This window comes from Pelomonas sp. Root1237, assembly GCF_001425055.1.
Taxonomy (GTDB): domain Bacteria; phylum Pseudomonadota; class Gammaproteobacteria; order Burkholderiales; family Burkholderiaceae_C; genus Pelomonas.
Window position 1 is genome coordinate 152,685 of record NZ_LMDK01000020.1, and the last position, 26,953, is coordinate 179,637.

A 26,953-nucleotide genomic window follows, 5' to 3' on the forward strand; every position below is an offset into this window, starting at 1 on the left:
GCCCCCCGAGGGGGTGTGTCAACGCCTTCGGACGGCCGAGCGGCGCTGACAAGTATGGACGCCACGCCCTATCTGCTGGTCCAGCTCAGCGACCCGCACATCACTCATCCGGGCCGGCTGATCTCCGGCCGCGTCGACACCGCCGCGGCGCTGCGCCACGCGGTTGAACGTGTGCTGCAGATCCGCCCGCGCCCGGTGGCCGTGCTGGTCAGCGGCGACCTTGTCGATGCCGGCCACCCGGCCGAGTACGCGCAGCTGCGCGAGCTGCTGATGCCGCTGGTCGATGCGGGCCTGCCGCTCGCGCTGCTGCCCGGCAACCACGATGCACGCGGCCCGCTGCAGGAGGCTTTCGCGGGCCTGGCCCGCGTGCACCGCGGCGAACCCGGCGCGACGGCCATCCAGTACGCGCTGGACCTGCCCGGCCCGCTGCGACTCGTCGTGCTCGACAGCCTGATGCCCGGCCGGCCCGAAGGCGGTTTCGACGATGCGCGCCTGGCGCAGGCCCAGGCCCTGCTGGCCGAGCGGCCCGACATGCCCACGCTGGTCGCCCTGCACCACCCGCCGCACGCCACCGGCCTCGCGGCCATGGACGCGATGTCGCTGCAAGCGGGCCTCGCCAGCTTCGAGGCACTGGTCGCTGCCCACCCGCAGGTGCAGCGCGTCGTCTGCGGCCATCTGCACCGCATGACCTTGGGCCGCATCGCCCATGCCGCGGTCATCAGCGCGCCTTCCACCGCCCACCAGGTCGCACTGGACCTCGCGCCCGACGCACCGCTGGCCCTGGCGCTGGAGCCCGCCGGCTGGCTCATCCACGCCTGGGGGCCGGGCCTGCCTCTGGTCAGCCATCTTGCGCTGGCAGGGGACCACGAGCGCATCGCCGACCTGTGAGACCGCCCGCGCATGCGAGGATGCGGCGCATGAAAAGGCCACTCACCCTGCTCGCGCTTTCACTCGCCCTGCAGGCCTTCGCGCAAGCGCCGCCAGTGCCGGGCGACACCGAGCGCTACACCCTCTTCAACGCGCCCGTCACCCTGCTGCGAAATGCCCAGCTGTTCGACGGCACGGGCGGGGCACCGCGCGAGCACATGAGCGTGCTCATTCGCGACGGCCGCATCGCCGACGTGAGGCCCGATGCTGAGCTCAAGACCCCGGCCGGCGCGCTGGTGAAGGACCTGGCCGGCGGCGCGCTGATGCCCGGCTTCGTGCTGCTGCACGAACACCTCTTCTACCCGACCGAGCGCGGCAGCTACGGTGCCTTCTTCCAGAGCTTCCCACTGCTGTATCTCGCTGGCGGCGTGACGACGATGCGTACGGCCGGCAGCATGAGCCCCTATGCCGACCTCAACACCTGGAAGGACATCCGCGACGGTAAGGCGCCCGGACCCGACCTTGACGTGACCGCACCTTTCTTGAACGGCATCCAGGCCTTCGTCGCCCAGGTGCCGCGCCTGGTCAATGCCGAGGATGCAGTGCGCCAGGTGGGCTACTGGGCCGATGTCGGCGCGACCTCGTACAAGGGCTATATGCACCTGACGCGCGAGCAGCTCGACGCGATCGTCAAGGCCGCGCATGAACGCAAGGCCAAGGTCACGGCCCACCTGTGTGCGGTGACCTACGCTGAAGCCACGGCCATGGGCATCGACAACCTGGAGCATGGCTTCTTCGCGGCCAGCGATTTCGTCGAAGGCAAGCAGGCCGACGCCTGCCCGAGCGGCGACGCGGTGCCGAAGTCCCTCGACGCGCTGGCCGTCGACGACCCGCGCATGGCCGCCCTGCAGCGCCAGATGATCGAACGCAAGGTGGCCCTCACCTCGACGCTGACCATCTTCGAGACCTTCTCGTATGGCCGCCCGATGGCCTCGGCCGCGGCGCTGGACCTGCTGATGCCGCAGCTGCGCGAGCAGTACGTGGGCCGCTACACGGCCGTCCAGCGCGGTGGCCCCAACCCGCATGGGCGCATCCTTGCGAAGAACATGATTTGGGAGAAGCGCTTCCACGACGCTGGCGGCCTGCTCGTCGCCGGCACCGATCCGACGGGCTATGGCGGCGTCATCCCGGGCTGGTCGTCATTGCGGCAGTTCGAGCTGCTGCGCGAAGCCGGCTTCGACGCCGCGACGGCGGTCAAGGTCATGACATCCAACGGCGCGACCTATCTGGGCCGCACGGCCGATGTCGGCCGCGTGGCCCCTGGCCTGCGCGCCGACCTCATTGCCTTCGCCGCGCCGCTGGATGCGGCCAAGCCAGCTTTACCTGAAGTGGCGTGGACGATGAAGGCCGGGCGGGCGTGGGACCGGGCCAAGATCCTGAATGCATGGAAGGGGCAGGTCGGCTTGCGATGAGGGCTTTCGCGCTCGCACCGGCGCTGGGACTCTGCACTCGCGACCGGCACGCCGATGCCGGTGCGGGCGGGCTACTTTGCCGAGCCTTCGTCGTACCGCCTGGGCAGCAGGATGCGGAAGGTCGTGCCGACACCGCCCTGGGATTGCAGCTCGGTGGTCGCATCCAGAAGATCGCACAAGCGCTTGACGATCGACAGCCCGATGCCTTCGCCCGGCTGCTGCTGGACCGGCCGCGCGTCTTCCGGCGAGGGATGCACGTCAGCCAGGTCCACGCTGACATGCGTGATCGCGCCCGTGGCGTGGTCGGCCACGACCTGCTTGGCCTGGTCGGTCGCTTCCTCCAGCGCGCCCGCCAACTGCGAGCCGGGCCCGGCGTGAAAGCCCGGCCCGGTATCGCTGACCTCGAGAAACCAGCGTTCCATGTCGCCAGACGCACAGTCTCCGCAACTGACCGTGACGCCGCCACTGCGTGTGTACTTGATCGCGTTGATCACGAGGTTCTGGGCGATGCGCCGGGTCTTGACCGCGTCGCCCTCCACGGGCAAGGCGGCGACCCCGTTGAACTTCAGGTAGAGCCCGCGCTCCTGTGCATGCGGCTGCAGGTCTTCGCACAACGCGCCGAGCACCGCGGCGGCATCGACGAGTTCCAGGTTGCGGTGTTCGAGGCCGCCCTGCAAGCGGGCGAGGCTGGTCACGTCGTTCAGCAGATGGCTGAGCGAGCCGACATTGCGGTCAAGCAGGCGCAAAAAGCCGCCGCGCATCGGCTCGGACGCCTTTGGCGACGCGAGGCCCGCGGTGACGGTGGCCACGACGCCGAGGCTGCCGCGCAGGTCATGCGCCGCCTGCTGCCACAGGCTGGCGCGCTCCTGCTCCAGCTCGCGCAAGGACTGCAGGGCCTGTTCGAGATCGCGGATATGGCTGCTCGCCTCGATCTGCTGCAGCTGGAAATATTGCGACACGCTGGCGCTGATGGCGTCACCGCATTGCTGCGCCCAGATCCTGCGCGCCTCGGCCATCACCGCGAGGTGGAGCCCGGAATTGGCGGCCGCGTAGTCCTCCAGCTCCACCACGACACACTCGTTCAAGCGCCCGAGTTCGCGCGTCACCTCGCCAAGGTCGAAGCCTTGCTGCCAACGGTGCAAGCCGTGGGCTGCGGCGTCGCCCTGATGGCGCTCGTCATCGTCCACGTCCGCCGCCATCTCGCCGCCGGCCAGCTTGCGCTCAAAGTTGACCAACAGCGCTGGAATGTGGTCGTGGAGCTGGGCCCGAGGCAGCGCGGCCCCACTGGTCAGTGCCGGGTCAGACGTCACCGCCATCCGCCATGCCTGCAGAATAGCGCCGCGCCGACGCTTCAGGTGGGTGCCCAATGCTGCATGTTCCAAGGATTGCATCGAGGCGTCCTCTGTTTGCCCGACGGGGCAAGTCGCATTCTGAGTGACGAACCCGGTTCGCGTCGCGGCAGGCCCGAGTAACAGGTCAGGCGCCGCAGGCCAAGTCGTGACCTCCCGTCACCTCACGTGATCGTGAAAACCTGGATGGTCCGCATCAGTTCCCTGGATTGCTGCTTCAACGACTCCGCAGCCGCCGCAGCCTGCTCCACGAGCGCGGCGTTCTGTTGTGTCGCCTGGTCCATGCGGCCGACCGCCACGTTCACCTGCTCGAAGCCGGAAGCCTGCTCGGCGTTGGCGGAAGACATCTCGGTCACCATGGTGGACACCTGCTCGATCGAGGCGACGATCTTTTGCATGGTCTGGCCGGCATGCTGCACCTTGTGCGAGCCATCGCTGATCCGGTTCACCGAGTCGCCGATGAGGGTGCGGATCTCCTTGGCGGCCACGCCGCTCCGCCCGGCCAGCGCACGCACCTCCTGAGCCACCACCGCGAAGCCGCGGCCCTGCTCGCCGGCGCGCGCGGCTTCCACCGCTGCATTGAGCGCCAGGATGTTCGTCTGGAATGCGATGCCATCGATGACGCCGATGATTTCGCTGATCCGCTTGGCCTGGTCGTTGATACCCTGCATCGTCTGGACCACGGCGTCCACGGCCGTGCCTCCTTCGCGCGCGAAGGCCCAGGCATCGGATGCAATGCGCGTGGCCTCTTGCGCCGTCGCAGCATTCGTGCGGATGGCCTCGGCCAGCTGCGCCATGGTGGCTGCCGTCTGCTGCAAGGCCGCGGCGGTCTGCTCGGTGCGCATGGACAGGTCCTGGTTGCCCTGCGCGATCTCGCCAGACGCCGTATCAATCTGGTCGGCCGCTTCACGGATGTTGTTGATGGTCTGGCTCAACTGCAGCGACACCTGATCGAGTGCACGGAGAACCTGCCCCGTCTCATCGCGCCCGGCCTGGATCTCATGCCGCCGCAGGTTGCCGCCCGCCACGTCCCGCGCGATATCCAATGCCCGGCGCAATGGGCCGGTGATGACGTTGACGCACACCCAGATCACGACGGCCGACAGCAGCAATGCGGCCGCGGCCAGCCCGATGGTCAGGCGGTTGCCGAAGGCGACGGCATCCGTCGCCGCCGCCGCCTGCGCCCGGCCGGAAGTCAGCTGCTCTTCCGTCAATACGGCGGCCTGCTTCTTCAGTTCTGCGAAGGCCCCTTCTGCACCCGTCATGAACATCGCCGAAGCCGCCAGGCCGCCACTCTTCATGTCCAGCGCGCCGGCGGTGGCCTTCTCCAGCTTCGCGAGGGCAGCCTCGATGGCATCGAAGCGCTCCGCCAGCTGCGGCCGCTGAGCGGCTGCAGCCCTCATGCGCGCGATGTCGGCGTGCATGCCTCGGAAGACCTCAGGGATCTGCGCATCAAGGCGCGAGATGACCTCTGCCTTCATGCCCGCACCCTCATAGGCCAGGCTTTGCATGATCAGCCCGTAAGCCAGCATCGCCCGCTCGCTGAAGGCACTGGTCTCCGCGACGCTTGGCAGGCCCTGGCTGGCGATCAACTCGACTGCATGGGCCGTTCGCACGTTGGTCAGGTAAGCCGAACCCGAGGAAACGAGCAGGCACACCACCACAAGCACTGGTGCCAATGCGACCTTCGCGGCCACGGGCAAATCATTCAGGTTCTTGAACACGATGGCTCCCGGTGAGACCCTCGATCCGGCCGATCCACGCCGCTATCGCTTCTCAGCGATAGATGCCGACGCCAACGAAGCCCTCCGGCTTGTTGATGCGAACGACGTAGCTGGTCTTGTCCTCGATCTTCTTCGTGGCCGGGTGCACCCATTGGTAGTCGACCCAACCGGCGCCCTTCCTGGCGGCGGCGATCATTTCCTTGTTGAACTCCTTGCCGGTGGAGTCCTTCACGTCGTTGAAGTTCTTGCCGACGAGCTTCTCGTTGGCGCCGTGATAGATCATCACGCCGTCCATGCTCTGCGCGAACACGTACATGTCCTTCGGATGCCATTTGGCGTCGGCGAAGTCCTTGAACGCCTGCTCGCTACCCACCTTGTTCACATGCGCGGCGGCCGCCTCGGCCAAGGCCTTGGCTTCGTCCTTCGTCCCGCGCGCGGGGTCGGCGGCCGACGCGGCACCCATGGCGGCGCTGCAAGCGCCGATCAAGATCAAGCGACGTAAGAGGTTCATTGGATGGTCCTTCCAAAAACATCAAGAGGTTCGACTCGCGAGCTTGCAGATCGGCAGGCTCGATTCGATCTTAAGCACCATCAAGCCAGTGCGATAGCCGAAAAGTCGAACAACCGTCGAGTCGTCCAGTTATCTTCTGCACAACGGTCGGCGGCGCGGCGGCAAGCGATTTCACGCGCTGACGATCCACCCCTCGATCGGGTCCGCGCCCTGCGGCCAGCCATGGTCCGGCTGCTCGGCCGCCCAGGCCGCCTGCAGCATCGCCAGCACCGCGTCCAGGCTGTCGCCGCTCGCATCGGCAACCAGGTCGTCGCGCTGTGCATGGCTCAGCTTCAAGCGCAGGCCCAGCCGCGTGCGGCCCTGTTCCAGGCCCTCGACGATGTCCTTGCGCGCGATCAGCCGTTCCGGCGTCTGCGCGGCCTTGGTGTCGCTCTTGTAGGAGCGCCGGCCGATCAGCTCGCGCGCCAGCAGCCCCGGGTAGGCCTCCAGCGCCACGCGGGTCGGGTCGCCCGCCAGATGACCCGGCAGATGCACGCCCGCCGCAATCAGCCGCGGCACGCCGGCATGCAGCATCCAGGCCACCGGCGGGTTGACCCATTTCATGCTGGGGCTGGCGCCGGCCGGGCCGTCGCAGGCGCGGTGGGCGAACTTGGCGCCGGCCGGGCGCGCGTCGCAGAAGGCGGCAAAGCGGTCTCGGATGTCGACTCTGCTCAAGGCGGCGTAATGGGCCATCAGCGCGGCATAGTCGGTCGGCCAGCCGAGGTGCTCGACGAGTTCACGCGGCAGACCGAAAGGCAGGTCGAAACCGGCCACCCAGGGCCCCGGCCGGACCAGCCAGCTGGAAAACTCGTCCAGGCTGTGTAGCGCTACCAGGCCAGCAAGGCGGACGACGGCGCCATGCCGCTGGCCGCCGGCGACCCGGATTGGCTTGGCTGCCCGAGGCGCACTCGTGAAGTCAACCCCGAAAACAGCGATGTCCGTCATGCCCGGCATTCTGGGCCTAGGCAGAATCGGCTGGTTCCATGTCAGCCCTCCTCGACCTCCCCGCCCTGCCTGCCGAAGACCGCGGTTTTGACGCCGCCGCATTCGACGAGGCCTTTGCCGCCGCACGCCTGCGCGCCGCAGCCGGGGCTTATGAGGCGTCCAGCGAGGCGCTGGAGCAATTGCTGCTGACCTGCCCGCCGGCCCAACAGCGCCGGCGCGCCGAAACCCTGGCCCTGCTGGCGCACCAATATCCGCGCCTGGGCAAGCTGACGGCGAGCGCGCGCTGCTCGACGGAGGCGCTGGCCCTGGCCGAACGCCTGGACGACGACGGCTTGCTGGCCGACGCACTGACCAGCCAGTGCTATGTCTACGGCCAACTGCTGATGGGCCGCGAGGCGCTGGAGTCGGGCATGAAGGCGCTGGCCGCCGCACGCCGCGCCGCCGACCCGGTGCGCGAAGCCTGGGCGCTGAACCGCGTCGGCGTCGCCTATTCCAGCCTGGACAACCCCGTCCAGGCCTGTGCATCGGCCGGGCAGGCGCTGGAGATCGCCGCCCGCACCGACTGTGCCGAGGTGCTGTTCTCCTGCCACAACAACCTGGCCTATTTCTGGCTGCGCCGCGTCGAGGAGGCCCGGACCCTGGGCGACGCCACAGCCCTGGCCGACGCCGTAGCCAGTGCCCGCCGCACCGCGGATCAAGCCACCGTGCTGGCCCGCCAGTCCGGCAGCCCCTTCCAGGTGGCGGTGGCCGTGTCCAACTTGGTCAACGCGCTGCTCGCGGGCGGCCTGTTGAACGACGCCCTGCCGCTGCTCAACGAATTCGGCCATCTCGCCCACGACCACGGCTACCGCACGCTGGCCGTCGAAGCCGACGCGCAGCGCGCCGTCTTCCTGCGCCTGAAGGGCGAGCCCCTGCAGGCCGCGCGCATCCTGGAGGCGCTGCTGCAGGCCGCCGCGGAGCCGCCGCCGAAGCTGCGCCGCCTGCTGATCCGATCGCTGTACGAGACCTACAAGGCCTGCGGCCAATACCGCGAGGCCCTGGTCTGGCTGGAGGAACTCGTCGGCCTGGACCGCCAGATCTCGCGCGACAACCTCGTGCTGCAGACCGAGGTCATCCTGATCCGCGACCAGGTCGAGCAGGCCCAGGCCCGCGCCGACAGCGCCACCGCCGACGCCCGCCGCGAACGCGCCCGCGCCGTGCATCTCGAGACCGAGCAGGCGCGCCTGCGCGAGCACGCCATGGCCCTGGACCGCGCCGCCCACGAGGACGTGCTGACCGGCCTGCACAACCGCCGCCACGCCGAGTTCGCCCTGCCTCTGCTGGTGGAGGGTGCGCGCATGGCCAACCAGGTCATCAGCGTCGCTGCGCTGGACGTCGACCATTTCAAGCGCATCAACGACACCCATGGCCACGCCGTCGGCGACGCCGTGCTGCAGCAGCTCGCCCAGCTGCTGCGCCATCGCCTGCGCAGCGCCGACCTGCTGGCCCGCATCGGCGGTGAAGAGTTTTTAGCCGTGCTGGTGGGTATCGCCCCCCAACAGGCCGCCGAGATCTGCGAGCGACTGCGCCTGGCCGTCGTCGAACACGACTGGGCCGCCGTCACGCCGGGCCTGCTGGTGCGCATCAGCGTCGGCATCTCGGGCGGCGCGCCGCAGCAGCATCAGGGCGACAGCCTGCTGCTGCGGGCGGACCAGGCGCTGTATGCGGCCAAGCGGGGTGGGCGCAATCGGGTGCACGTGGATTGAGGATCTGGCGGCACTAGATTCCGGCAGAGCCGCCATGCTCATCACGCAATTTCGGGTTGCGCGCAAGCATCTCCATTCGTCCGCGTCTCCCCATCTCAATCAGCCCTCTACAGCGCGAGATATCCAGTGAAGATAGGCTCTACGAACGTGACCCTGGCTGGATTCGCTACTTTTTTTCTATTGGCATTTGCGTTCTATGCGGCCGTTCAAACCCCTTTAGCGGCCTTCGCCAAACATTGGTTCATCTGCGGGGCGATCGTTCAATATCTATGCAGCTTGCCAATGGAGAAAAGTGCCAAGGCACTGCATGACCACATGAGTGCGATTGGTAAGCCGCTTCCAAAGAGTCGTGACGCCATTTTGGCCGCCGCCAAAGAGAGCCCTCATCTGATTCCAGGATTTCTGCTTGAGAAATACAACCTCTGGCAATCGGTATCCATCTTTCTTGGTGGCGCCTTGCTTTGTTCCATCATCTTGATGGCAATTTCATTCTTGAAATTCATTTAGGGACAGGTAAGCAGCGTCGCGAAATACCGCTTCAACGCCTCGATCGCCACCCTCACCTTGGCCGGCTCGCCCTCGCGCTTAGGCGTGACGGCCACCACCGGCATCGGCATGAAGCGCCATTGCGGCAGCAGGCGCACCAAGGTGCCGCGGGATAGCTGGGCCAGCACGTCCGCATAGCCAAGGCGGGCGATCCCCAGACCCTGCTCGCACATCTGCCGCAGGGCCACGTGGTTGTTGCTGGCGATGCGCACGGGCACCTGCAGACGCTGGCTTTCGCCACTGGCGCCGTGCAGCAGCAGGGCAATGGCCGGCGCGGCGTCGCCGGCGTCCTGCGTCTCGGCGGCCCAGGCCAGCCAGTCTAAACCGGGCAGATCGGCGGGCGTCGCAGGTTGTCCATGGCGCTCGACATAGGCGGGCGCGGCGCACAGCACCATCTCGACCTCGCACAGTGGCCGCGCCAGCCAGTTGGAATCGGCGAGCTGGCCGACGCGCACCGCGATGTCGATGCGGGCGTCGATGAGGTCGATCATGGCGTCGTCCACCAGCAGGCGCAGCCGCAGCTGAGGCGACTGGGCCAGCACCGGCGCCAGGGCCTGGGCGATATGGGCCGCAAAGCCCACCGGTGCGGCGACGCGCAACTCACCGCTGGGCGCATCGCGCGCCTGGGCCAGCGATTCGGCCGCCGCGCGAGCCGCCTCGACGAGGCGCAGGCAATGCGGGTAGCAGCGCTCGCCGGCCTCGGTCAGCGCGAGCTTGCGTGTCGAGCGGTGCAGCAACGTGACGCCCATCTGGCGCTCCAGCGTGCGCAGCGTCTGGCTGACAGCCGAAGCGCTCATGCCCAGACGCCGCCCGGCCGCGCTCATGGAGCCGGCGGCGACCGTTTCGGCAAATACGGCAAAGGGCTTGAGCTCGTCCATCCTTAAGCACCACTTCAAGGTCTTGGCGATTTTTACCGTCTTATCGCCGGATCGTGAAGCCCATATCGTTCATCCATCGCTTTCAATCCTTTGGAGAACCTCATGAACATCGCTCTCATCGGCGCCACTGGATTCGTTGGCACTGCCGTCCTCGCCGAGCTGCTGCAACGCGGCCACCAGGTCACCGCCCTCGTGCGCGACCCCGCCAAGCTGGAAGCGCGCCCGGGGCTGACCGCCGTCGTTGGCGACGCTTACGACGCCAAGGCCGTGGCGGCCACCGTGCGCGACCATGACGCCGTCGTGTCGGCCTTCAACCCGGGCTGGAATGAGGCCGAGCTCTACGACAAGTTCCTGCGCGGCGCGACCGCCATCACGCAGGGCGTGGAAGCCAGCGGCGTCAAGCGCTTGCTCGTCATCGGCGGCGCAGGCAGCCTGTTCGTCGCGCCCGGCGTGCAGCTGGTGGACACGCCGGACTTCGCCAGCCATGTGCCGGCCAACATCGTCCCCGGCGCCCGTGCGGCGCGCGACCACCTGACCGCCCTGCGCGGCAACACCCAGCTGGACTGGACCTTGCTGAGCCCGCCGGCCCTGCTGGCCCCGGGCGAGCGCAGCGGCAAGTACCGCGTCGGCGGCGAGCAGTTGCTGATGGCGGGTGACGCCCCCGCCGGCATCACGGTGGCCGACCTGGCCGTGGCCATCGCCGACGAGATCGAGCAGCCGCGCCATCTGCGCGCGCGCTTCACCGTCGCCGCGCCGCTCTGAGGCCGTCAGCGTGGCAGTTGCCGCGCCAGCAGCGCGACGACCCAATCGATGAAGACCCGCAGCCGCGCGCTGACATGGGGGTTGGGCCGGTAGGCCAGGTACAGCGGCATTGGCGCGAGGCGCCAGTCCTCGAAGACGGGCCGCAACTCACCGGCGGCGACGTGCGCATCGGCCATGTAGCGCGGCAACCAGAGCAGGCCGATGCCGGCCAGCCCGGCGGCGAGGTAGGCATTGCCGTCGTCCACCGTCAGCGTGGCTCGGCCGGCGACTTCCACGGTCTCGTCGCCGCGCGTCATCGCGTACATCAGCGGGCGGCCGGCGCGAGCGCCGCGATAGCCCACGACACGGTGATGCGTGCCCTCCAGCTCGCGCGGGTGGGATGGCACGCCGGCGCGCGCCAGGTACGCCGGTGCCGCAAACACGCCGAGTTGCAGCTCGCCGACACGGCGCGCCACGAGCGAGGGGTCGGCCAGCTCGCCGCCACGCACGACGCAGTCCACGTTGTCGCCTATCAAATCCACGAAGCGGTCGCTGACGCCAAGCTCCAATTCCAGCTCCGGGTAGCGCGCGTGAAAGCCCGGCAGGGCCGGCACCAGCACCAGCCGCGCCAGCGGGCTGGGCACGTCGACACGCAGGCGCCCGCGCGGCACGCCCGACGCGCCGGCGAGGCTGCTCTCCACCTCGTCCAGCTCGGCCAACAGGCGCACCGCCTGTGCGTAGTAGGCGGCACCGTCGGCGGTGGCTTGCACGCGCCGCGTGCTGCGGTTCAGCAAGCGCACGCGCAGCCGCGCCTCCAGCTCCTGCACCAGCTGGGTCACCCGCGTGCGGCTGAGCTGCAGCGCATCGGCCGCCTTGGTGAAGCTGCCCGCCTCCACCACTCGCACGAACGCCTGCATGGCATCGAAGCGGTCCATCGCGCCCTCCTTGGGTCGCGATTGTCCAATGCGGCAAAACAGTGGTGTCCGCCGCAGCGTCTAGCTCGAAAGAGAGCCGTTGCCTAGAGTGCAGTCATCGTTTTCTTACGGAGATTGCCATGACCCGACGCGACGTCGTCTTCCCCGCCGGCCGCCAGGCCCTGTACGAGCACAACCGCTATTCGCCGGCGGTGCGCGCCAACGGCCTGCTGTTCGTGTCGGGCCAGGTGGGCAGCCGGCCCGATGGTTCACCCGAACCCGACCTCGAGACTCAGGTGCGGCTGGCTTTTGACAACCTCAACGCGGTGCTCGCCGCTGCCGGCTGCAGCTTCGCGGACGTGCAAGACGTGACCGTCTACATCGTCGACCCCGAGGCCAACTTCGAGAAGATCTGGGCCATCGTGCCCGAGTATTGGGGTGAGGCGCCCTACCCCACGCTGACTGGCATCGGCGTGACCTGGCTGTACGGCTTCAAGTTCGAGATCAAGGTGGTGGCCAAGCTGCCGGAGGCTGCGCAGGCGGTTTAGGCTTGCGCCTTTGCCTACCGTCCGAGCGGCCCATGAACCCCGTCCTCATCGAAGTCCTGCGCGGCAGCACCGTCGAGTCCCGCCATGCCGGCGCCCTGGCCATCGTCGACGCCTCGGGCGCCGTGCACACGGCCCTGGGCGATATCGACCGGCCCATCTTCCCGCGCTCGGCGGTCAAGCTGCTGCAGGCCCTGCCGCTGGTGGCCAGCGGCGCGGCCGAGACCTTCGGCCTGACAAATGAAGAATTGGCCCTGGCCTGCGCTTCGCACAGCGGCGAGCCCGAGCATGTGGCGACGGCCGCCGGCGTGCTGGCCAAGTTGGGGCTGACGGCCGACGCGCTGGAATGCGGCACGCAATGGCCCAGCCGCGAGCCGGTGCTGCGCGGCATGGCGACGCGCGGCGAGGTCGCGACGCCGCTGCACAACAACTGCTCGGGCAAGCACAGCGGCTTTGTCTGCGTGGCTTGCCTGATGGCGCGCAATGGTGGCGCCGAGCCGGCCGAATTCGCGCGCGGCTATGTCGCGGCTGAACATCCCGTGATGCGCGAGGTGTCTTCCGCCTTGTCAGCCGCAACGGGCGTGGACGTCGAGCAAGCACCGCGCGGCATCGACGGCTGCTCCATCCCGACCTTTGCGCTGCCACTGCGTTCATTGGCGCTGGCCTTCGCGCGTTGTGGCACCGGCCAGGGACTGTCCGACGCGAACGCCCGGGCCGCGCGCAGGCTGCGCCAGGCCGCTGCGATAGCGCCCTTCATGGTGGGCGGCACGGACCGCTTCGACACCCGCGTCATGCAGGCCTTCGGCGAGCGCGTCTTCTGCAAGATCGGCGCCGAGGGCGTCTACTGCGCGGCGCTGCCGGAACTGGGCCTGGGCATCGCGCTGAAGATCGACGACGGGGCCGCCCGCGCGGCCGAAGCGGCTTTTGCCGCGGTCGCCCAAGGCCTGCTGAAGATCGAAGACGAGCTGTTACGCAGCTACAGCCACTTGCAATTGCGCAACTGGCGCGGCATCGATGTCGGCTCGCTGAGGCCGGCGCAAGCGCTCACCCAAGCGCTCGCACCCTAAGCACGTTCCGCCTCAGTGGCGGTCGCGGCGCGGTGCCAGCGCCTGATCGGCGTTGCTGCTGGTCGATGTGTCGGTCGTGGTCGTCGTGGTCGTGCTCGACGTCGTGGTGTCGGTGCTGCTTGGGTAGGCAGGCGTGCTGGGCTGCGTCTGAGCCGGCATGGGCGGTGCGGCGCTGACATCCGTCGCCGGCGAGATCGGTGGCGAGGCCTCGCTGGTCGTTGTCGTGGCAGGCTGCGGCTCGATGCTGGCCACAGGCGCCGCAGGAGCCGGGGTCTCGGCGGGCATCGCTACTGTCGTTGTCGTGTCCACCGGATTGGGCTGGCTCGTCGTGTCCAGCGGATTGGTGGGCGTGGCCTCGGCCAGGGTCGGGGCCGTATCGGCGTCGCGCGACAGGCCGGCGGTTTCATCGCTGGAGCGCGTGGACGCGCAGCCGGCGACACCAATCACCAGGGCGGCCGTCGCCAGCGCAACGGTCGTCGACAAGGGGTTGAATTTCCTGCTCATGATGAACTCTCCAAGGTTGATGAAGCGGTTCACGCTGCCATCACCTGGCAGCGCGGCGCGGCCGACGCCGCCTGTGCAGGCCGGCAAAGACCGTTCCCGTGCCGGAAGCACCCCCTGCCGGCGGAGCCCATCTGATGCCTTGCTTGGCGCGCCGTCAGTCGCCAGTCGATAAGAAACGATACAAAACGCGACCAAGCAAGCGCTTGGTTGGCTTTACAGTCCAGCCCCATGCGTGCTGTGAATCCCCCCTCGTCCGCACCCTTGCCGCCGCGCGAGCGCCTGCTGCGGGAGGCCATGCGCCTGTTCGGCGAACGCGGCTTCGACGCCGTGCCGACGCGGGAGATCTGCGCCGCCGCGGGCGTCAACCCGGGTGCCATCCACTATCACTTCGTTGACAAGGACGGTCTCTACCGCGAGGTGCTGCGCCTGCCGGTGCAAGAGTTGCAGCAACAGCTCACCGGTTTCGATGACCCGGGGCTGGACCTGCACGAGGCCATCCGCCGCTTCCTGCAGCCGTTCCTGTTCGACGATGGCGCCTGCAGCGCCCAGATGTTCTTCCGCGAGATGCAGGCGCCCAGCCCGATCTTCATGCAGACGGTGGCGCAGGAAGTCGGGCCCATCTTCGACCGCTTCGCCCGCCTGCTGGCCCGCCACGCCGGCCTGGACGAGCCGACGGCCGCCATCCACCAGCTCGCCATGGGCCTGCAGGCCATGGCTCACGACTACTCCATGACCCGACCCATGCTGGACGCCTTCCACCCCGAACTGCTGGCCGACGACCCCCTGCTCGAGCACACCTGCGCCCGCCTCGCCAACTGGGGCTGCGCCCTGGTCGCCTACGAACGCGCCAAACATGAAGCCCCTCGTCCAGCCGCACACCGCTGAACGCGGTGCGTCTGACCGGTCCCCCGTGGGGACGGCGATGCCCGCGGCGTTGAGCCGCGAGCACATCGCCAGCGCGGGCCGGCTCGGGAGCGGCCCAGCGCTCGGCCCGGAATACCCCCTCTTCAGGTACCGCGAACACGCAATGGACAACTGAAATGATCCCCCCAAGAAAAATCCTCGCCGCCCCTCTGCTGGCCCTGCTGAGCGCCTGCATGACGGCGCCCACCGCGACGCCGCCGGCCGCCACGGCCATCCCCGCCGCCTGGCGCTCGCCGCTGCCCCACGGCGGCAGTACGGCGGCACTGACCCAATGGTGGGCGGCCTTCGAGGACCCGCAGCTGGCCCGCCTCATCGAGCGCGCCGAGAGCGGCAGCCCGACGCTGGCCCAGGCCGCCGCCCGCCGCCGCCAGGCCGAGGCCAGCGCCACCCAGGCCCGTGCCGCCCTGCTGCCGCAGCTGACGGCCAATGCCCAGGCCCAGCGCGGTCGCAACCTCAACGCCGTCCCCGGCATCAGCAGCCAGGGCAGCGCCCAGTTCAACGCGAGCTGGGAGATCGACCTCTTCGGCGGCCAGCGCGCCGCCGCGGCGGCCGAGAACCTGCAGGCCCAGGCCGCGACGTCGGACTGGCATGCCGCACGCGTCAGCCTGGCCGCGGACGTGGCCCAGGCCTATGTGCAACTGCGCCTGGCCCAGGGCCACGAGGAATCCACGGCGCTGGACACCCGGTTTGCCGAACAGATTGCCGGCTGGGCGCGCGAGCAGCAGAAGGCCGGCCTGATGAGCGCCAGCGACGCGGCCATCCTGAACACCGAACGCGCCGCGGCCTCCGCCGCTCGCAGCCAGTGGCGGGCCGAGGCCCAGATCGCGCTGCAGAGCCTGGCCCTGCTGTGCGGCGAGCAGGCCCAGGCCCTGGCCAAGGAGCTGGCGCCGTCGGCCATCGCCGACGAAAAGTTCGAGCTGCGCCGCAGCCAGCCCAAGGCGCCGGGCTTTGACGTCAGCGCCCTGCCCGCCCAGTTGCTGGCCCAGCGCCCCGACGTCGCCGCCGCCCACCAGCGCTGGCTGGCCGCCACCCAGCAGCAGCGCAGCGTCGAGGCCCAGCGCTGGCCGCAGCTCAGCCTCGGCGCCCTGGCCGGCGAGTCGCGGCTGCGCGTCGGCGGTGCCAGCAGCAGCGCTTCGATGTGGGCCGTCGGCCCGTCCCTGAGCCTGCCGCTGTTTGACGGCGGCCAGCGCAAGGCCCGTGCCGAAGGCGCCCAGGCCGCCGCCGACGAAGCTGCTGCGGCCCTGCAAGCCCGTTGGCAGACGGCCGTCGCCGAGGTGGAGGAGGCCCTGCAACGCGTGGCCGCCGGCGCCGAGCGCGAGCGCGAGATCGATGCCGTCAAGCGTGAATGGGAGGGCATCGCCCTGCGTTCCTTCTCCCAGGCCCAGGCCGGCCTGCAGAGCGGCGTGCAGCGCAACACCACTTTCCGCAACGCGCTGGTCGCCTACGACGCCGTGCTCAGCGTGCGCGCCGAGCACGCGCTGGCCTGGATCCGCCTTTACCGCAGCCTGGGTGGCGGCTGGACCGCCGACGCCCCCACGACGAACACGAACACCGCCTCCGCGCGCTGAACGCCATGAAGATCCGCATTCCTTTCCTGACCACCGCACTCACCGTCGCCCTTGCGGCGGCCTTTGTCGCCGCCCTGTCCAGCCCCGCCTTCGCCGCCGACGCCGCCAGCGCGGCGCCCAAGGCGGCGCTGACCGTCAAGCGCGTCGTCGCCCAGGCCGGCACCTGGCCTCAGACCCTCGCCGGCACCGGCTCCATCGCCGCCTGGCAGGAGGTCGTCATCGGCGCCGAGATCGGCGGCCAGCGCCTGGCTGCGCTCCTGGTCGACGTGGGCGACCGCGTCAAGAAGGGCCAGTTGCTGGCCCGCTTGAGCCCCGGCACGCTGGAGACGGATCTCGCCGCCAGCAAGGCTGCGCTGCTGGAGGCCGAGGCCTCGGCCCGTGAGGCGCATCAGACCGCCGAGCGCGTGAAGACGCTGCAGGGCAGCGAGGCGCTGTCGCCCCAGTCCATCGACCAGGCCCTGGCAGCCGACGCGGCCGCGCAGGCCCGCGTGGCTGCGGCCAAGGCGCGGGTGCAGGCCGACCAGTTGCGCCTGTCGTACACGCAGATCACGGCGCCCGACGACGGCGTCATCAACGCCCGCATCGCCACGCCCGGCGCCCTGGTGCAGCCGGGCCAGGAACTGTTCCGCCTGCAACGCCAGGGCCGCCTGGAATGGCGGGCCGAGGTGCCCGGCGCCGAGCTGGCCCAGCTCAAGGTCGGCCAGACGGTGCGTGTGCAGCCCAGCGGCGCTCAGGCCGTGGAAGGCCGCGTCCGCCGCGTCGCGCCGCAGATCGACCCGCAGACCCGCAACGGCCTGGTCTATGTGGACCTGAAGGCCGGCGAGGCTTTGCGTGCTGGCCTGTTCGCCCGCGGCGACTTCGTGCTCGGCGAGAGCCAGGGACTGACGCTGCCGCAGACGGCGGTGCTGCTGCGCGATGGCTTCAGCTATGTCTTCCGCCTCGACGGCAGCAAGGTGCGCGAGCAGAAGGTGCAGCTCGGCCGCCGCGAGGGCAACCGCGTCGAGGTCAAGTCAGGTCTCGCCGCAGGAGCGGCCGTCGTCGAGTCTGGCGTGGGCTTCCTCGCAGACGGTGACACGGTTCGCGTGGCGCAGTAAGGAGACGCCACCATGTTCAACGTCTCCCGCTGGTCCATCGCCAACCCGGTGCCGGCCATCATGTTCTTCATCATGCTGACGGCGGCCGGCCTCTACGGCTTCAAGCAGATGAAGATCCAGCAGTTCCCCGACATCGAGCTGCCCACCATCGTCGTCAGCGCCTCGCTGCCAGGCGCAGCACCCGCGCAGATGGAAACCGAGGTTGCCCGCAAGATCGAGAACTCGGTCGCCACGGCCCAGGGCGTCAAGCACATCTACACCAAGGTGCAGGACGGCATCGCCACCGTCACCGTCGAGTACCGCCTCGAGAAGCCGCTGCAGGAAGCCCTGGACGACACCCGCGACGCCGTCGCCAAGGTGCGCGCCGACCTGCCGGCCGATTTGCGCGACCCGGTCATCACCAAGATGAATCTGTCGGGCATGCCCATCCTGACCTACACGGTCTCGAGCAACCGCATGGACGACGAGGCCCTGTCCTGGTTCGTCGACAACCAGGTGACCAAGCGCATGCTGTCGGTGCGCGGCGTGGGCTCGGTGGCCCGCGTCGGTGGCGTCAGCCGCGAGCTGCGCGTGGAGATCGACCCCAGCCGCCTGCTGGCCCTGCGCGTCAGCGCCGCCGATGTGTCGCGCCAGTTGAAGCAGGTGCAGCAGGAGGCTCCCGGCGGCCGTGCGACGCTGGGCGGCTCCGAGCAGTCGCTGCGCACCATCGCGACCGTGCAGACGGCCGCCGAGCTGGCCGCGCTGAGCATCCCGCTGCCGGACGGCCGCCACGTGCGGCTGGACCAAGTCGCGGCCGTGACCGACACCCTGGGCGAGAAACGCGCCGGCGCCTTCCTGAACGGCAAGTCCGTCGTCGGCTTCGAGATCGTGCGCGCCAAGGGGGCCGGTGAGGTCGACGTGGCCGAGCGCATCCGCGCCGCGCTGGAAGAACTCAAGGCCGCCCACCCCGACATCACCGTCACCGAGGCCTTCAACTTCGTCGACCCCGTCATCGAGAACTACGACGGCAGCATGAAGCTGCTGCTGGAAGGCGCGGCGCTGGCCGTGCTGGTCGTCTTCCTGTTCCTGCGCGACTGGCGCGCCACGTTTGTGAGCGCCGTGGCCCTGCCGCTGTCGGCGATCCCGGCCTTCCTCATCATGTACTGGATGGGCTTCACGCTCAATGTCGTGACGCTGCTGTCGCTGTCCCTCGTCATCGGCGTGCTGGTGGACGACGCCATCGTCGAGATCGAGAACATCATGCGCCACCTGACCATGGGCAAGACGCCGCTGGAAGCCGCCCGCGAGGCGGCCGACGAGATCGGCCTCGCCGTCATCGCCACGACCTTCACGCTGATCGCCGTCTTCCTGCCCACCGCCTTCATGAGTGGCGTGGTCGGCAAGTTCTTCGTGCAGTTCGGCTGGACGGCTTCCATCGCCGTGTTCTTCTCCCTCGTCGTCGCCCGCATGCTGACGCCGATGATGGCCGCCTACATCCTGAAGGCACCCAAGAAGCAGCACAAGGAACCGTTCTGGATGGCGACCTATCTGGGCTGGGCACGCTGGGCCTTCACGCACAAGGGCAAGACCCTGGCCATCGCCGCGGTCTTCGGCGTGGCCGCCTGCACGCCGCTGTTCATGGGCGCCATCCCCGGCGCCTTCATCCCGCCGGACGACCTCAGCCAGACGCAGATCAGCATCGAGCTGCCGCCCGGCAGCACCTATGAGCAGACGGCGGCAATCGCCGAACAGGCGCGCGCTGCCGCCGCTGCGCACAAGCAGGTCAAGTTGGTCTACACGGCCGTCGGCGGCGGCAGCGCCGGCGGCGACCCGTTCGCCATGAGCGGTGCGGCCGAGGTCCGCAAGGCGACCCTCACGCTGAATCTGACGCCACGCCACGAGCGCCGCGGCATCAGCAAGCAACAGATCGAGCGCGAACTGCGCGAGAAGCTGGAGAACATCGCCGGCGCCCGCATCAAGGTGACCTTCGGCGGCTCCAACGACAAATACCAGCTCGTGCTGGCCGGCGAAGACGGCGACGCGCTGGCTGCCCACGCGGCCAAGGTTGAGAAGGAGCTGCGCGCCCTGCCCGGCATCGGCCAGGTGACGAGCAGCTCCAGCCTGCAACGCCCCGAGCTCATCGTGCGCCCCGACGCGGCGCGCGCGGCCGACCTGGGCGTGTCCACCGCGGCGATTGCCGACACGCTGCGCATCGCCACGGCCGGCGACTACGACCAGTTCCTGCCCAAGCTCAACCTCAGCCAGCGCCAGGTGCCCATCGTCGTGCGCCTGCCCGACGCGGCGCGCGCCGACCTGGCCCTGCTCGGCCAGCTGACGGTGCCCGGCACACACGGCCCGGTGCCGCTGCAGCAGGTGGCCGAACTGACGCTGACCAGCGGGCCGGCCCAGATCGACCGCTTCGACCGCCTGCGCAACGTCAACTTCGAGATCGAATTGAACGGCATGCCGCTCAGCGAAGTGCAGGCGGCCGCCGCGGCCCTGCCCAGCATCGCCAACCTGCCACCGGGCGTGAGCAAGGCCGAGATCGGTGACGCCGAGGCCTTTGCCGAACTGGGCCAGGGCTTTGCGCTGGCCATGGGCACGGGCGTGGCCTGCATCTACATCGTGCTGGTGCTGCTCTTCCATGCCTGGGTGCAGCCGGTGACCATCCTGGGTGCGCTGGTGCTGTCCATCCCGGGCGCCATCCTGGCGCTGTTCGTGACCGGCACCGACCTGTCGATGCCGGCCATGATCGGCATGATCATGCTGATGGGCATCGCGACCAAGAACTCCATCCTGCTGGTGGAATACGCCATCGTCGCCCAGCGCGAGCAGGGGCTGACGCGCCTGGAGGCGCTGCTGGATGCCTGCCACAAGCGCGCCCGGCCCATCGTCATGACGACGCTGGCCATGGGCGCAGGCATGATGCCCATCGCGCTGGGCTTCGGCACCGACCCAAGCTTTCGCGCGCCGATGGCCATCGTCGTCATCGGCGGGCTGATCACCAGCACCTTCCTGAGCCTGCTGGTGATTCCGGTGCTCTACGAAGTGGTGGACGACTTCATTCAGCGCGTCAGCCGAAAGAAAAAGGCGCAGCCGGAAGGAAAAGAAGGCGCCGTCAGCTCAGCTTGAACACGGCCACTGATTGAGATAAGTCGTCGGCCTGCTGCTGCAGGCTGGCGGCCGCCGCGGCGGATTCTTCGACAAGCGCGGCGTTTTGCTGCGTCATCTGGTCGAGGCTGGCGATGGCCTGGCCGATCTGGCCGATGCCGGTGCTCTGTTCGCCGGTGGCGAGGCTGATCTCTGACACGATGGAGCTGACCCGCGCGATGGCGTCAATGATCTCGTGCATGGTCTGGCCCGCGCGGGCCACCAGCGCGGTGCCGCTGTCCACGCTCTCGCCGCTGCTGAGGATCAAGCCCTTGATCTCCTTGGCGGCCTCGGCCGAGCGCTGGGCCAGCGTGCGCACCTCGCCAGCAACAACGGCAAAGCCACGGCCCTGCTCGCCCGCCCGCGCGGCTTCCACGGCCGCGTTCAGCGCCAGGATATTGGTCTGGAAGGCGATGCCATCAATGACGGAAATGATGTCGCCGATCTTGGTTGACGACGCACTGATGCGGCCCATGGTCTGCACGACCTCGTCCACCACCGCGCCGCCGCGGCGCGCCACCTCGGCGGCGTCCGTGGCCAGCTTGTTGGCCTGGCGCGCGGATTCGGCGTTGTGCGTGACGCTGGCCGTCAACTCCTCCATTGCCGAGGCCGTCTCCTGCAGGTTGGATGCGGCCTGCTCCGTGCGGTTGCTGAGATCCTGGCTGCCGATGGCCACCTCGCGTGAGGCGGTGGCGATGCTGTCGGTGCTGCTGCGCACGCCGGTGACAACCTCGGCCAGCGAGTCCTGCATGCCTTGCACGCCGCGCATCAGCGCGGCGGTCTCATCGCGGCCCTCGGCCCGCACGGGCTGGCTCAGGTCACGACCGGCAATGCGCTGGGCGCTGAGGATGGCGCGGGCCAGGGGCTCCAGGATGGAGCGGATGTTGAAGAAGGTGTAGGTGCCGATGACCAGCACACCGCCAATGATGACCAGCGTCAGGTCCATGCGGATGGCCTTCTCCTGCTGGTCCAGCACCGCGACTTCTTCGGCCGAATGCTTGTCGACCTTCTCGGTCATCTCGGCGAGCGACTTGTCCATCGACCGCACCGTGCCCTTGATCGGCTCCATCGCCTGATTGGCCGCCGCGGTGTCGCTGAATTCGCCCTTGGCCACGCGCTCGGCAATGCCGTTGAAGCCGCTGCGGTAGTCCTGCAACAGCTTGATGAGCTCGGCCGGCATCTGCTTGACGTCGGGCGCGATGTCCAGCTTGGCGACCTTGTTCAGACTGGTAGAAACCTTCTCATAGGTTTCGCCCCATTCCTTGCGGTAGCGCTCGACGGCCTTGGCGTCCGCAAGGTTGATGAGCAAGTCCTTCTCGTAGCGCCGCAGGTTGCCGACGCCGGCGCGTATGTGGGCCAGTTGAGTCAGAGACTCGACGTCGTTGTCGAGGTAGTGAACGAACTTCGCCTTGGCCAGCGACAGGCTCCACAGCCCGTGCAGGCCGATCACCAGCATCGCCGCGATGGCGAGGCCCGCCAGTGCATAGAGCCGCGCCTTGATCGTGAAATTGCTGAGCTTCATCGCCACTCCTCACCACGAACGCAAGCCGCAACGGGCGGCACCGTCGTCCCTCGCAGCCGCAGCCTGTCGACCCAGGAATGATCACAGCGGCGTGATTTATTAGAGGTCGTGGCGCGAGCCTAGTCCTTTGTCAGGCGGCCGCCAAGGGGCTCAAGCCCCCGGGGTGGCGTCAGGCGACCACAGCTCACGCATGGCTGCCTCGAAGGCATCCCCCACCCGGGTGGGGGCCCGCCACGGCCGGGCCCGGCCGGCCACCCAGACCGACTGCCAGGGCGAGCCGTTGCTGCCAAAGACGACAGCATCCAGCAAGGCTTCGTCGGGCAGGCCACGCAGCGCATCGGCGTCGCGGTTCAACACCAGGGCGTCGGCGCGGGCACCGGGCGTCAGGCCCCAGGCCGCGAAACCGGCAGCGCGGGCGCCACCTTGGACGGCAGCATCGAAGAGCCGGGCCGCGCTGGACGGCTGGCTGCCGGGCGCGGACGCGACATTGCGCTGGCGCAGCGACAGGCGCTGGCCGTACTCCAGCCAGCGCAGCTCCTCCACCCAGCCGCGCGTGACCTGGCTGTCCGAGCCCACCGTCAGCGGCACCCCACCCGCCAGCCAGCGCGGCAGGTCGGCCAGGCCGTCACCCAGGTTGGCTTCGGTGCCGGGGCAGATGACGATGCCGGCGCCGCTGCGGGCGACGGACTCGATCTCGGCCGGTTCAGCATGGGTGGCATGGACCAGCTGCCAGCGCGGATCCAGATGACCCTCGTCCGCCAACCACTGGATGGGGCGGCGGCCGGTCGCAGCGAGGCAGTCGGCCACCTCGGCCGTCTGCTCGGCCACGTGGATGTGGATGGGCAGGTCGGCCGCGCCGGCCAGATCCCGCAGGCGGGCGATGTCGCGCGGCGAGGCGCCGCGCAGCGAATGCAAGGCCACGCCGGCATTCACGCGCGGCAGGCCGGCGGCCAAGACGCGCTGGCTGGCGCGCCAGACCCAGTCGGCATCGGCGGCAAAGCGGTGCTGGTCGGGTCTCAGGTCCGTGTTCGACGCATTCACACCGAAGCCGCTGCGCGTGTAGACGACCGGTAACAGCGTCAGGCCGATGCCGACGTCCTCGGCCGCCTCGGCCAAGGCCCAGGCCATCGCCAATTCGTCTTCGAAGTGCTGGCCTTGCGCGGGGTGGTGCAGGTAATGGAACTCGCAGACCTGGGTGTAGCCACCGCGAAGCATTTCGGCATAGAGCTGGCTGGCGACCGCGCGCAGCTGCTCGGGCGAGATGCGCAGGGCCAGGGCATACATGCGGTCGCGCCAACTCCAGAAGTCGTCCTGCCCGGCGTCGCGGCGCTCGGCCAGCCCGACGAAAGCACGCTGGAAGGCGTGGCTGTGGGCATTGACGAGGCTGGGAATGACCGGGCCGCCGAGCTTCTCCGCGTCTGGCGGTGCCGACAGGTTGACCGTAATCTCCGACCAATGGCCGTTCGCATCGACGCTGAGCAGCACGTCGCGCTGCCAACGGCCATCCACCCAGGCCAGGCTGGCGTGCAGTCGCTTCAAGGCTGCCATGCGAGCATCTCTTTCAACATCTTTTCGATCAACGGCGCCACGTCAGTCGCCAGGGCGTTGTCGTAGGCACCCGAGGGCTGCGCTGCCTCGTTCATGTAGCAACGCTGGCACATCTCCAGCTGAACCGCGTGCACCCCGTCGCCCGGGCGGCCATAGTGGCGAGTGATGTAGCCGCCCTTGAAGCGGCCGTTGACGACCTGGCTGAATTGCCGCTGGCTGGCCAGCAGCGCGGCCAGGCGGTCGGTGATGGCCGGCGCGCAGGAAGCGCCATCGGCCGTACCGAGGTTGAGGGCCGGCAACCGGCCCTCGAACAGCCAGGGCAGCTCGGAGCGGATGCTGTGGCCGTCAAAGAGCAATGCATGGCCGTGTTCGGCGCGCAGGCGTGTCAGCTCCGCCGCCAGCGCCTCGTGATACGGCTGCCAATAAGCCTCGCGGCGCGCGGCGATCTCGATGGCGTCCGGCTCGGTGCCGTCGACGTAGAGAGGGTCGTCGGTGAAGAAACGGGTCGGCACCAGGCCGGTGCCTCCCGAAGCGCCGGGATAGAGAGGCTGATCGTCCGGCGGCCGGTTCAGGTCGATGACGTAGCGGCTGTAGCGCGGCACGATGAGGCTGGCGCCCAGCGCTGATGCCAGCGGGCCGTAAAGGCGCTCCAGGTGCCAGTCGCTGTCCTCACTGGCCAGGGCGCGCGTTACCAGGCGCTTGGCCACCTCGGGCGGAATCTCCGTGCCGACATGCGGCAGGCTGATCAACAGCGGCGCGCGGCCCTGCTGCAGGCGATAGACGCTCATGACCCTCCCTGATTTCCTTGGAAGACCCGTTCTTTCAGCGGGTTATGCCCAAAGCATGCTGCCAGCTCGCGGGGGTGCGCGCTATCCCAGACACAGAAGTCGGCGCGCTGGCCAGCCACGAGCTGACCGCGGTCGGTCAGGCCCAAGGCACGGGCGCCGTTGACGGTCAGGCCGCGCAGCGCCTCCTCGGGCGTCAGGCGGAACAGCACGCAGGCCATGTTCAACATCAGCAGCGGCGACAGCGTCGGCGAGCTGCCAGGGTTGTGGTCGGTGGCGATGGCAATGGGCACGCCGGCCTCGCGCAGCGCGGCAATCGGCGGCAGCTGGGTTTCGCGCAACGCATAGAAGGCGCCGGGCAGCAGCACCGCGACGGTGCCCGCCTCGGCCATGGCCCGAACACCGGCCGGGCTGAGGAACTCAAGGTGGTCGCAGCTCAGTGCTCGGTAACGGGCCGCGAGCTGGGTGCCGCCCTGGTCACTGAGCTGCTCGGCGTGCAGCTTGACCGGCAGGTTCAGCCGCTGCGCTGCGTCGAACACGCGCGCGACCTGGGCCGGGCTGAAGGCGATGTGCTCGCAGAAGGCGTCGACCGCATCGACGAGGCCGGCCTCATACAGGTCGGGCAGCCACAGGCAGGCAGCGGCGATGTAGTCGTCGGCATCGGCGAACTCGGGCGGCAGGGCATGGGCGGCGAGATAGGTCGTGCGCACGTCGATGCCCAGGCCCTGGAGCTGGCGCGCGACGCGCAGCATGCGCGCCTCGGTGGCGGCGTCCAGCCCATAGCCGGACTTGACCTCCAGCGTTGTGACGCCCTCGCGGATGAGGGCCTGGGCGCGCTTGCGGGCGGCGGCCAACAGCTCGGCCTCGCTCGCCGCACGTGTCGCCGCGACCGTGGAGCGGATGCCGCCACCAGCCTTGGCGATGTCGGCATAGCTCGCGCCATGCAGCCGCTGCTCGAACTCGTTGGCGCGGCTGCCGCCGTAGACGAGATGGGTGTGGCAGTCCACCAGCCCCGGCGTGACAAGGGCACCATGCAGTTCGATGGTCTGCTCGGCCGCAGGAGCCTCGGCGCTCGGGCCGACCCAGCGCAGCAGGCCGTCCTCGACCAACAGAGCGCCGTCGTCGATCAGGCCCCAGCCATGCTCGCCGGCCAGCGTCGCAAGAACCCCGCCGCGCCATAGCTTCATGTATCGGGGCCCCAGGTCAACCACCAGGCATTGCCCTCGCCCGTGAAAACGCAGCTCTGCGCCACCGGGTCCTCACACCAGGCCAGCGTCAATGGCGCCATCGGCATCGCGCGGTGGCCATGCTCGAGCAGGCCGCCGTTGACGGTGAACAGGCCCACCCAAGGCGTCTTGGGCAACAGCACATGGTGGGCCGACTCGACCTCCAGGTTGCCGCGCCTCTCCATCACGTTGAAGACATCGGTCTCACCCTTGATGAGCTCGGCCTCGGGGGCGAGGCCACCGTCGAAACGCAGCGGCTCGTCGCCGATGCTCTGCGGCCAGTCGAACAGGCGCAGGCCCGCGCCGCCGATGACGGCCAGCCAGCGGTGCACGCCGGGGAAGGCCGAGAACGGCCCGTCACGCTCGACGCGCGCCACGCTGACGCGGACTGCCCAGTCATGGGCGTGCGGCCAGGCGAGCAGCTCGCGCGTGGTGCCGCCCGTGTTTTTCCAGGCCTGCGGCTGCACGTCGGCCGCGCTGACCCTGCTCCAACTCATGTTCTTTTCCTTGCGCTCAAGCCCGCTTCACGGGAGTGGAGCATTTTCCGCAGCTCTGTGCGGCGCAGCTCATGCCGCGAAGCTCCCTTGCAATTGGTAACGTGCTCCGGGGTGGGTCAGTTTCACGCTGGTTACGGCAACACCACGGCTGTAGGTGATGCGTTTGACGACCAGGCAGGGGGCGCGGCGGTTGATGCCGAGCAGCTTGGCTTCGACCTCTCCGGGCAGGGCCGCCTCGATCATGTAGCGCGCTTCGGACAGCGGCGCCACCTCCAGCAGGTAATGCGTCGGCGTGATGCGCGTGAAATCCTGTGAAAGATAGTCGGGCGCACTGGCCGGGTTGACGGCACGCTCCTCGCACTGGATGGCCACGCCGTTCTCCAGGTGCACGATGAGGCTGAGGAAGACGGGCGCACCACGCTTGAGGCCGAGCTCGGCCGCCTGCTGCGGCGTCGCCTTGCCCTTCAACAGCGCATGCACGCGCGCTTCGTGCATGCCGCCGCGCTCGAGGATCTCCTCATGCACGTCACGCACGTTCAGCGTCGACGAGATGCGATGCAGCTGGGCGACGAAGCTGCCCACGCCCTGGACGCGCTCGATCAGCCCTTCCTGCACCAGCTCGCGCAACGCCCGGTTCACCGTCATGCGGCTGACTTCGAACTGGGCGACAAGAGCGCCTTCGCTGGGCAGCAGATCGCCGGCCACCCAGTGGCTGCTGGCGATGCCTTCGCGCAGATGGTTCTTGACCTTGAGGTACTGGGGTTCGGGGCTGGCCGGGCTTCTGGGCATGGGCGCCATCCTAGTTGACTTGAC

24 protein-coding genes are annotated in these 26,953 nt (G+C 68.9%); 11 read left to right on the forward strand and 13 right to left on the reverse strand.

What is annotated here, in order from left to right:
• The first annotated feature begins 54 nt into the window (after positions 1-54).
• Positions 55-888, forward strand: coding sequence for a phosphodiesterase (locus ASC91_RS25450; protein ID WP_056203975.1), 834 nt, complete (start codon positions 55-57; stop codon positions 886-888).
• Positions 889-917: 29 nt separating this feature from the next.
• Positions 918-2,339: an amidohydrolase family protein gene (locus ASC91_RS25455; RefSeq protein WP_056203978.1), complete on the forward strand. Its 1,422-nt coding sequence runs from the start codon at positions 918-920 to the stop codon at positions 2,337-2,339.
• A gap of 71 nt (positions 2,340-2,410) precedes the next feature.
• Here the strand turns inward: ASC91_RS25455 and ASC91_RS25460 are convergent, their stop codons facing one another.
• The 4 genes from ASC91_RS25460 to ASC91_RS25475 all read right to left on the reverse strand — a co-directional run bounded on the left by ASC91_RS25460 (position 2,411) and on the right by ASC91_RS25475 (position 6,907).
• On the reverse strand, positions 2,411-3,706 hold the full coding sequence (locus ASC91_RS25460; protein ID WP_235532101.1) for a sensor histidine kinase KdpD: 1,296 nt from the start codon (positions 3,704-3,706) through the stop codon (positions 2,411-2,413).
• 146 nt (positions 3,707-3,852) lie between these two features.
• On the reverse strand, positions 3,853-5,412 hold the full coding sequence (locus ASC91_RS25465; protein ID WP_056203985.1) for a methyl-accepting chemotaxis protein: 1,560 nt from the start codon (positions 5,410-5,412) through the stop codon (positions 3,853-3,855).
• A gap of 52 nt (positions 5,413-5,464) precedes the next feature.
• Positions 5,465-5,923 carry a cache domain-containing protein gene (locus ASC91_RS25470; protein WP_056203988.1) on the reverse strand — a complete coding sequence of 153 codons (459 nt, stop codon included), beginning with the start codon at positions 5,921-5,923 and terminating at the stop codon, positions 5,465-5,467.
• A 171-nt stretch (positions 5,924-6,094) separates the two neighbouring features.
• Positions 6,095-6,907, reverse strand: coding sequence for a DUF429 domain-containing protein (locus ASC91_RS25475; protein ID WP_056204507.1), 813 nt, complete (start codon positions 6,905-6,907; stop codon positions 6,095-6,097).
• A 38-nt stretch (positions 6,908-6,945) separates the two neighbouring features.
• Here ASC91_RS25475 and ASC91_RS25480 point away from each other — a divergent pair, with 38 nt between their 5' ends.
• Together ASC91_RS25480 and ASC91_RS29710 are read left to right on the forward strand one after the other, a co-directional pair.
• A complete protein-coding gene (locus tag ASC91_RS25480) occupies positions 6,946-8,652 on the forward strand; it encodes a diguanylate cyclase (protein ID WP_056203991.1) in 1,707 nt (568 codons plus the stop codon).
• 147 nt (positions 8,653-8,799) lie between these two features.
• Positions 8,800-9,159: a hypothetical protein gene (locus ASC91_RS29710; protein ID WP_157282098.1), complete on the forward strand. Its 360-nt coding sequence runs from the start codon at positions 8,800-8,802 to the stop codon at positions 9,157-9,159.
• Here ASC91_RS29710 and ASC91_RS25485 read toward each other — a convergent pair.
• Positions 9,156-10,076 carry a LysR family transcriptional regulator gene (locus ASC91_RS25485; protein WP_056203994.1) on the reverse strand — a complete coding sequence of 307 codons (921 nt, stop codon included), beginning with the start codon at positions 10,074-10,076 and terminating at the stop codon, positions 9,156-9,158. The genes ASC91_RS29710 and ASC91_RS25485 overlap by 4 nt on opposite strands.
• A gap of 102 nt (positions 10,077-10,178) precedes the next feature.
• On the opposite strand from ASC91_RS25485, the gene ASC91_RS25490 reads away from it, so the two are divergent.
• Positions 10,179-10,838 carry an NAD(P)-dependent oxidoreductase gene (locus tag ASC91_RS25490; protein ID WP_056204509.1) on the forward strand — a complete coding sequence of 220 codons (660 nt, stop codon included), beginning with the start codon at positions 10,179-10,181 and terminating at the stop codon, positions 10,836-10,838.
• Between the two features lie 5 nt (positions 10,839-10,843).
• Here the strand turns inward: ASC91_RS25490 and ASC91_RS25495 are convergent, their stop codons facing one another.
• The gene (locus tag ASC91_RS25495; protein WP_056203997.1) at positions 10,844-11,752 is read right to left on the reverse strand and encodes a LysR family transcriptional regulator; all 909 of its coding nucleotides are present in this window, start codon (positions 11,750-11,752) and stop codon (positions 10,844-10,846) included.
• 119 nt (positions 11,753-11,871) lie between these two features.
• Between ASC91_RS25495 and ASC91_RS25500 the strand changes: the two genes are divergently transcribed.
• Complete coding sequence (locus ASC91_RS25500) at positions 11,872-12,279, forward strand: RidA family protein (protein WP_056203999.1); 408 nt, start codon at positions 11,872-11,874, stop codon at positions 12,277-12,279.
• Between the two features lie 32 nt (positions 12,280-12,311).
• Positions 12,312-13,343, forward strand: a complete 1,032-nt coding sequence (locus ASC91_RS25505; protein ID WP_056204005.1) for an asparaginase — start codon at positions 12,312-12,314, stop codon at positions 13,341-13,343.
• Between the two features lie 12 nt (positions 13,344-13,355).
• Here the strand turns inward: ASC91_RS25505 and ASC91_RS25510 are convergent, their stop codons facing one another.
• Entirely contained in the window at positions 13,356-13,847 is a 492-nt protein-coding gene (locus ASC91_RS25510) for a hypothetical protein (RefSeq protein WP_157282101.1), read from the reverse strand.
• 228 nt (positions 13,848-14,075) lie between these two features.
• Here ASC91_RS25510 and ASC91_RS25515 point away from each other — a divergent pair, with 228 nt between their 5' ends.
• The 4 genes from ASC91_RS25515 to ASC91_RS25530 all read left to right on the forward strand — a co-directional run bounded on the left by ASC91_RS25515 (position 14,076) and on the right by ASC91_RS25530 (position 20,544).
• A complete protein-coding gene (locus tag ASC91_RS25515) occupies positions 14,076-14,732 on the forward strand; it encodes a TetR/AcrR family transcriptional regulator (RefSeq protein ID WP_082533008.1) in 657 nt (218 codons plus the stop codon).
• A 155-nt stretch (positions 14,733-14,887) separates the two neighbouring features.
• Complete coding sequence (locus tag ASC91_RS25520) at positions 14,888-16,339, forward strand: efflux transporter outer membrane subunit (protein ID WP_056204015.1); 1,452 nt, start codon at positions 14,888-14,890, stop codon at positions 16,337-16,339.
• Between the two features lie 5 nt (positions 16,340-16,344).
• On the forward strand, positions 16,345-17,433 hold the full coding sequence (locus ASC91_RS25525; RefSeq protein WP_056204019.1) for an efflux RND transporter periplasmic adaptor subunit: 1,089 nt from the start codon (positions 16,345-16,347) through the stop codon (positions 17,431-17,433).
• Between the two features lie 12 nt (positions 17,434-17,445).
• A complete protein-coding gene (locus ASC91_RS25530) occupies positions 17,446-20,544 on the forward strand; it encodes an efflux RND transporter permease subunit (protein WP_056204022.1) in 3,099 nt (1,032 codons plus the stop codon).
• On the opposite strand, the gene ASC91_RS30825 is transcribed toward ASC91_RS25530, so the two are convergent.
• The 6 genes from ASC91_RS30825 to hutC form a co-directional block, all read right to left on the reverse strand.
• Positions 20,531-22,084: a methyl-accepting chemotaxis protein gene (locus tag ASC91_RS30825; RefSeq protein WP_056204025.1), complete on the reverse strand. Its 1,554-nt coding sequence runs from the start codon at positions 22,082-22,084 to the stop codon at positions 20,531-20,533. The two genes, ASC91_RS25530 and ASC91_RS30825, sit on opposite strands and share 14 nt — an antisense overlap.
• Before the next feature lie 150 nt (positions 22,085-22,234).
• Positions 22,235-23,632, reverse strand: coding sequence for a formimidoylglutamate deiminase (hutF, locus tag ASC91_RS25540; protein ID WP_056204028.1), 1,398 nt, complete (start codon positions 23,630-23,632; stop codon positions 22,235-22,237).
• A complete protein-coding gene (gene hutG, locus ASC91_RS25545; RefSeq protein WP_056204031.1) occupies positions 23,620-24,420 on the reverse strand; it encodes an N-formylglutamate deformylase in 801 nt (266 codons plus the stop codon). Before hutG ends, hutF begins: the two co-directional genes overlap by 13 nt.
• Entirely contained in the window at positions 24,417-25,604 is a 1,188-nt protein-coding gene (gene hutI / locus ASC91_RS25550; protein ID WP_056204033.1) for an imidazolonepropionase, read from the reverse strand. Before hutI ends, hutG begins: the two co-directional genes overlap by 4 nt.
• A complete protein-coding gene (locus ASC91_RS25555; RefSeq protein ID WP_056204036.1) occupies positions 25,601-26,140 on the reverse strand; it encodes a HutD family protein in 540 nt (179 codons plus the stop codon). Before ASC91_RS25555 ends, hutI begins: the two co-directional genes overlap by 4 nt.
• A gap of 69 nt (positions 26,141-26,209) precedes the next feature.
• Entirely contained in the window at positions 26,210-26,929 is a 720-nt protein-coding gene (hutC, locus tag ASC91_RS25560; RefSeq protein WP_056204511.1) for a histidine utilization repressor, read from the reverse strand.
• Positions 26,930-26,953 lie beyond the last annotated feature (24 nt).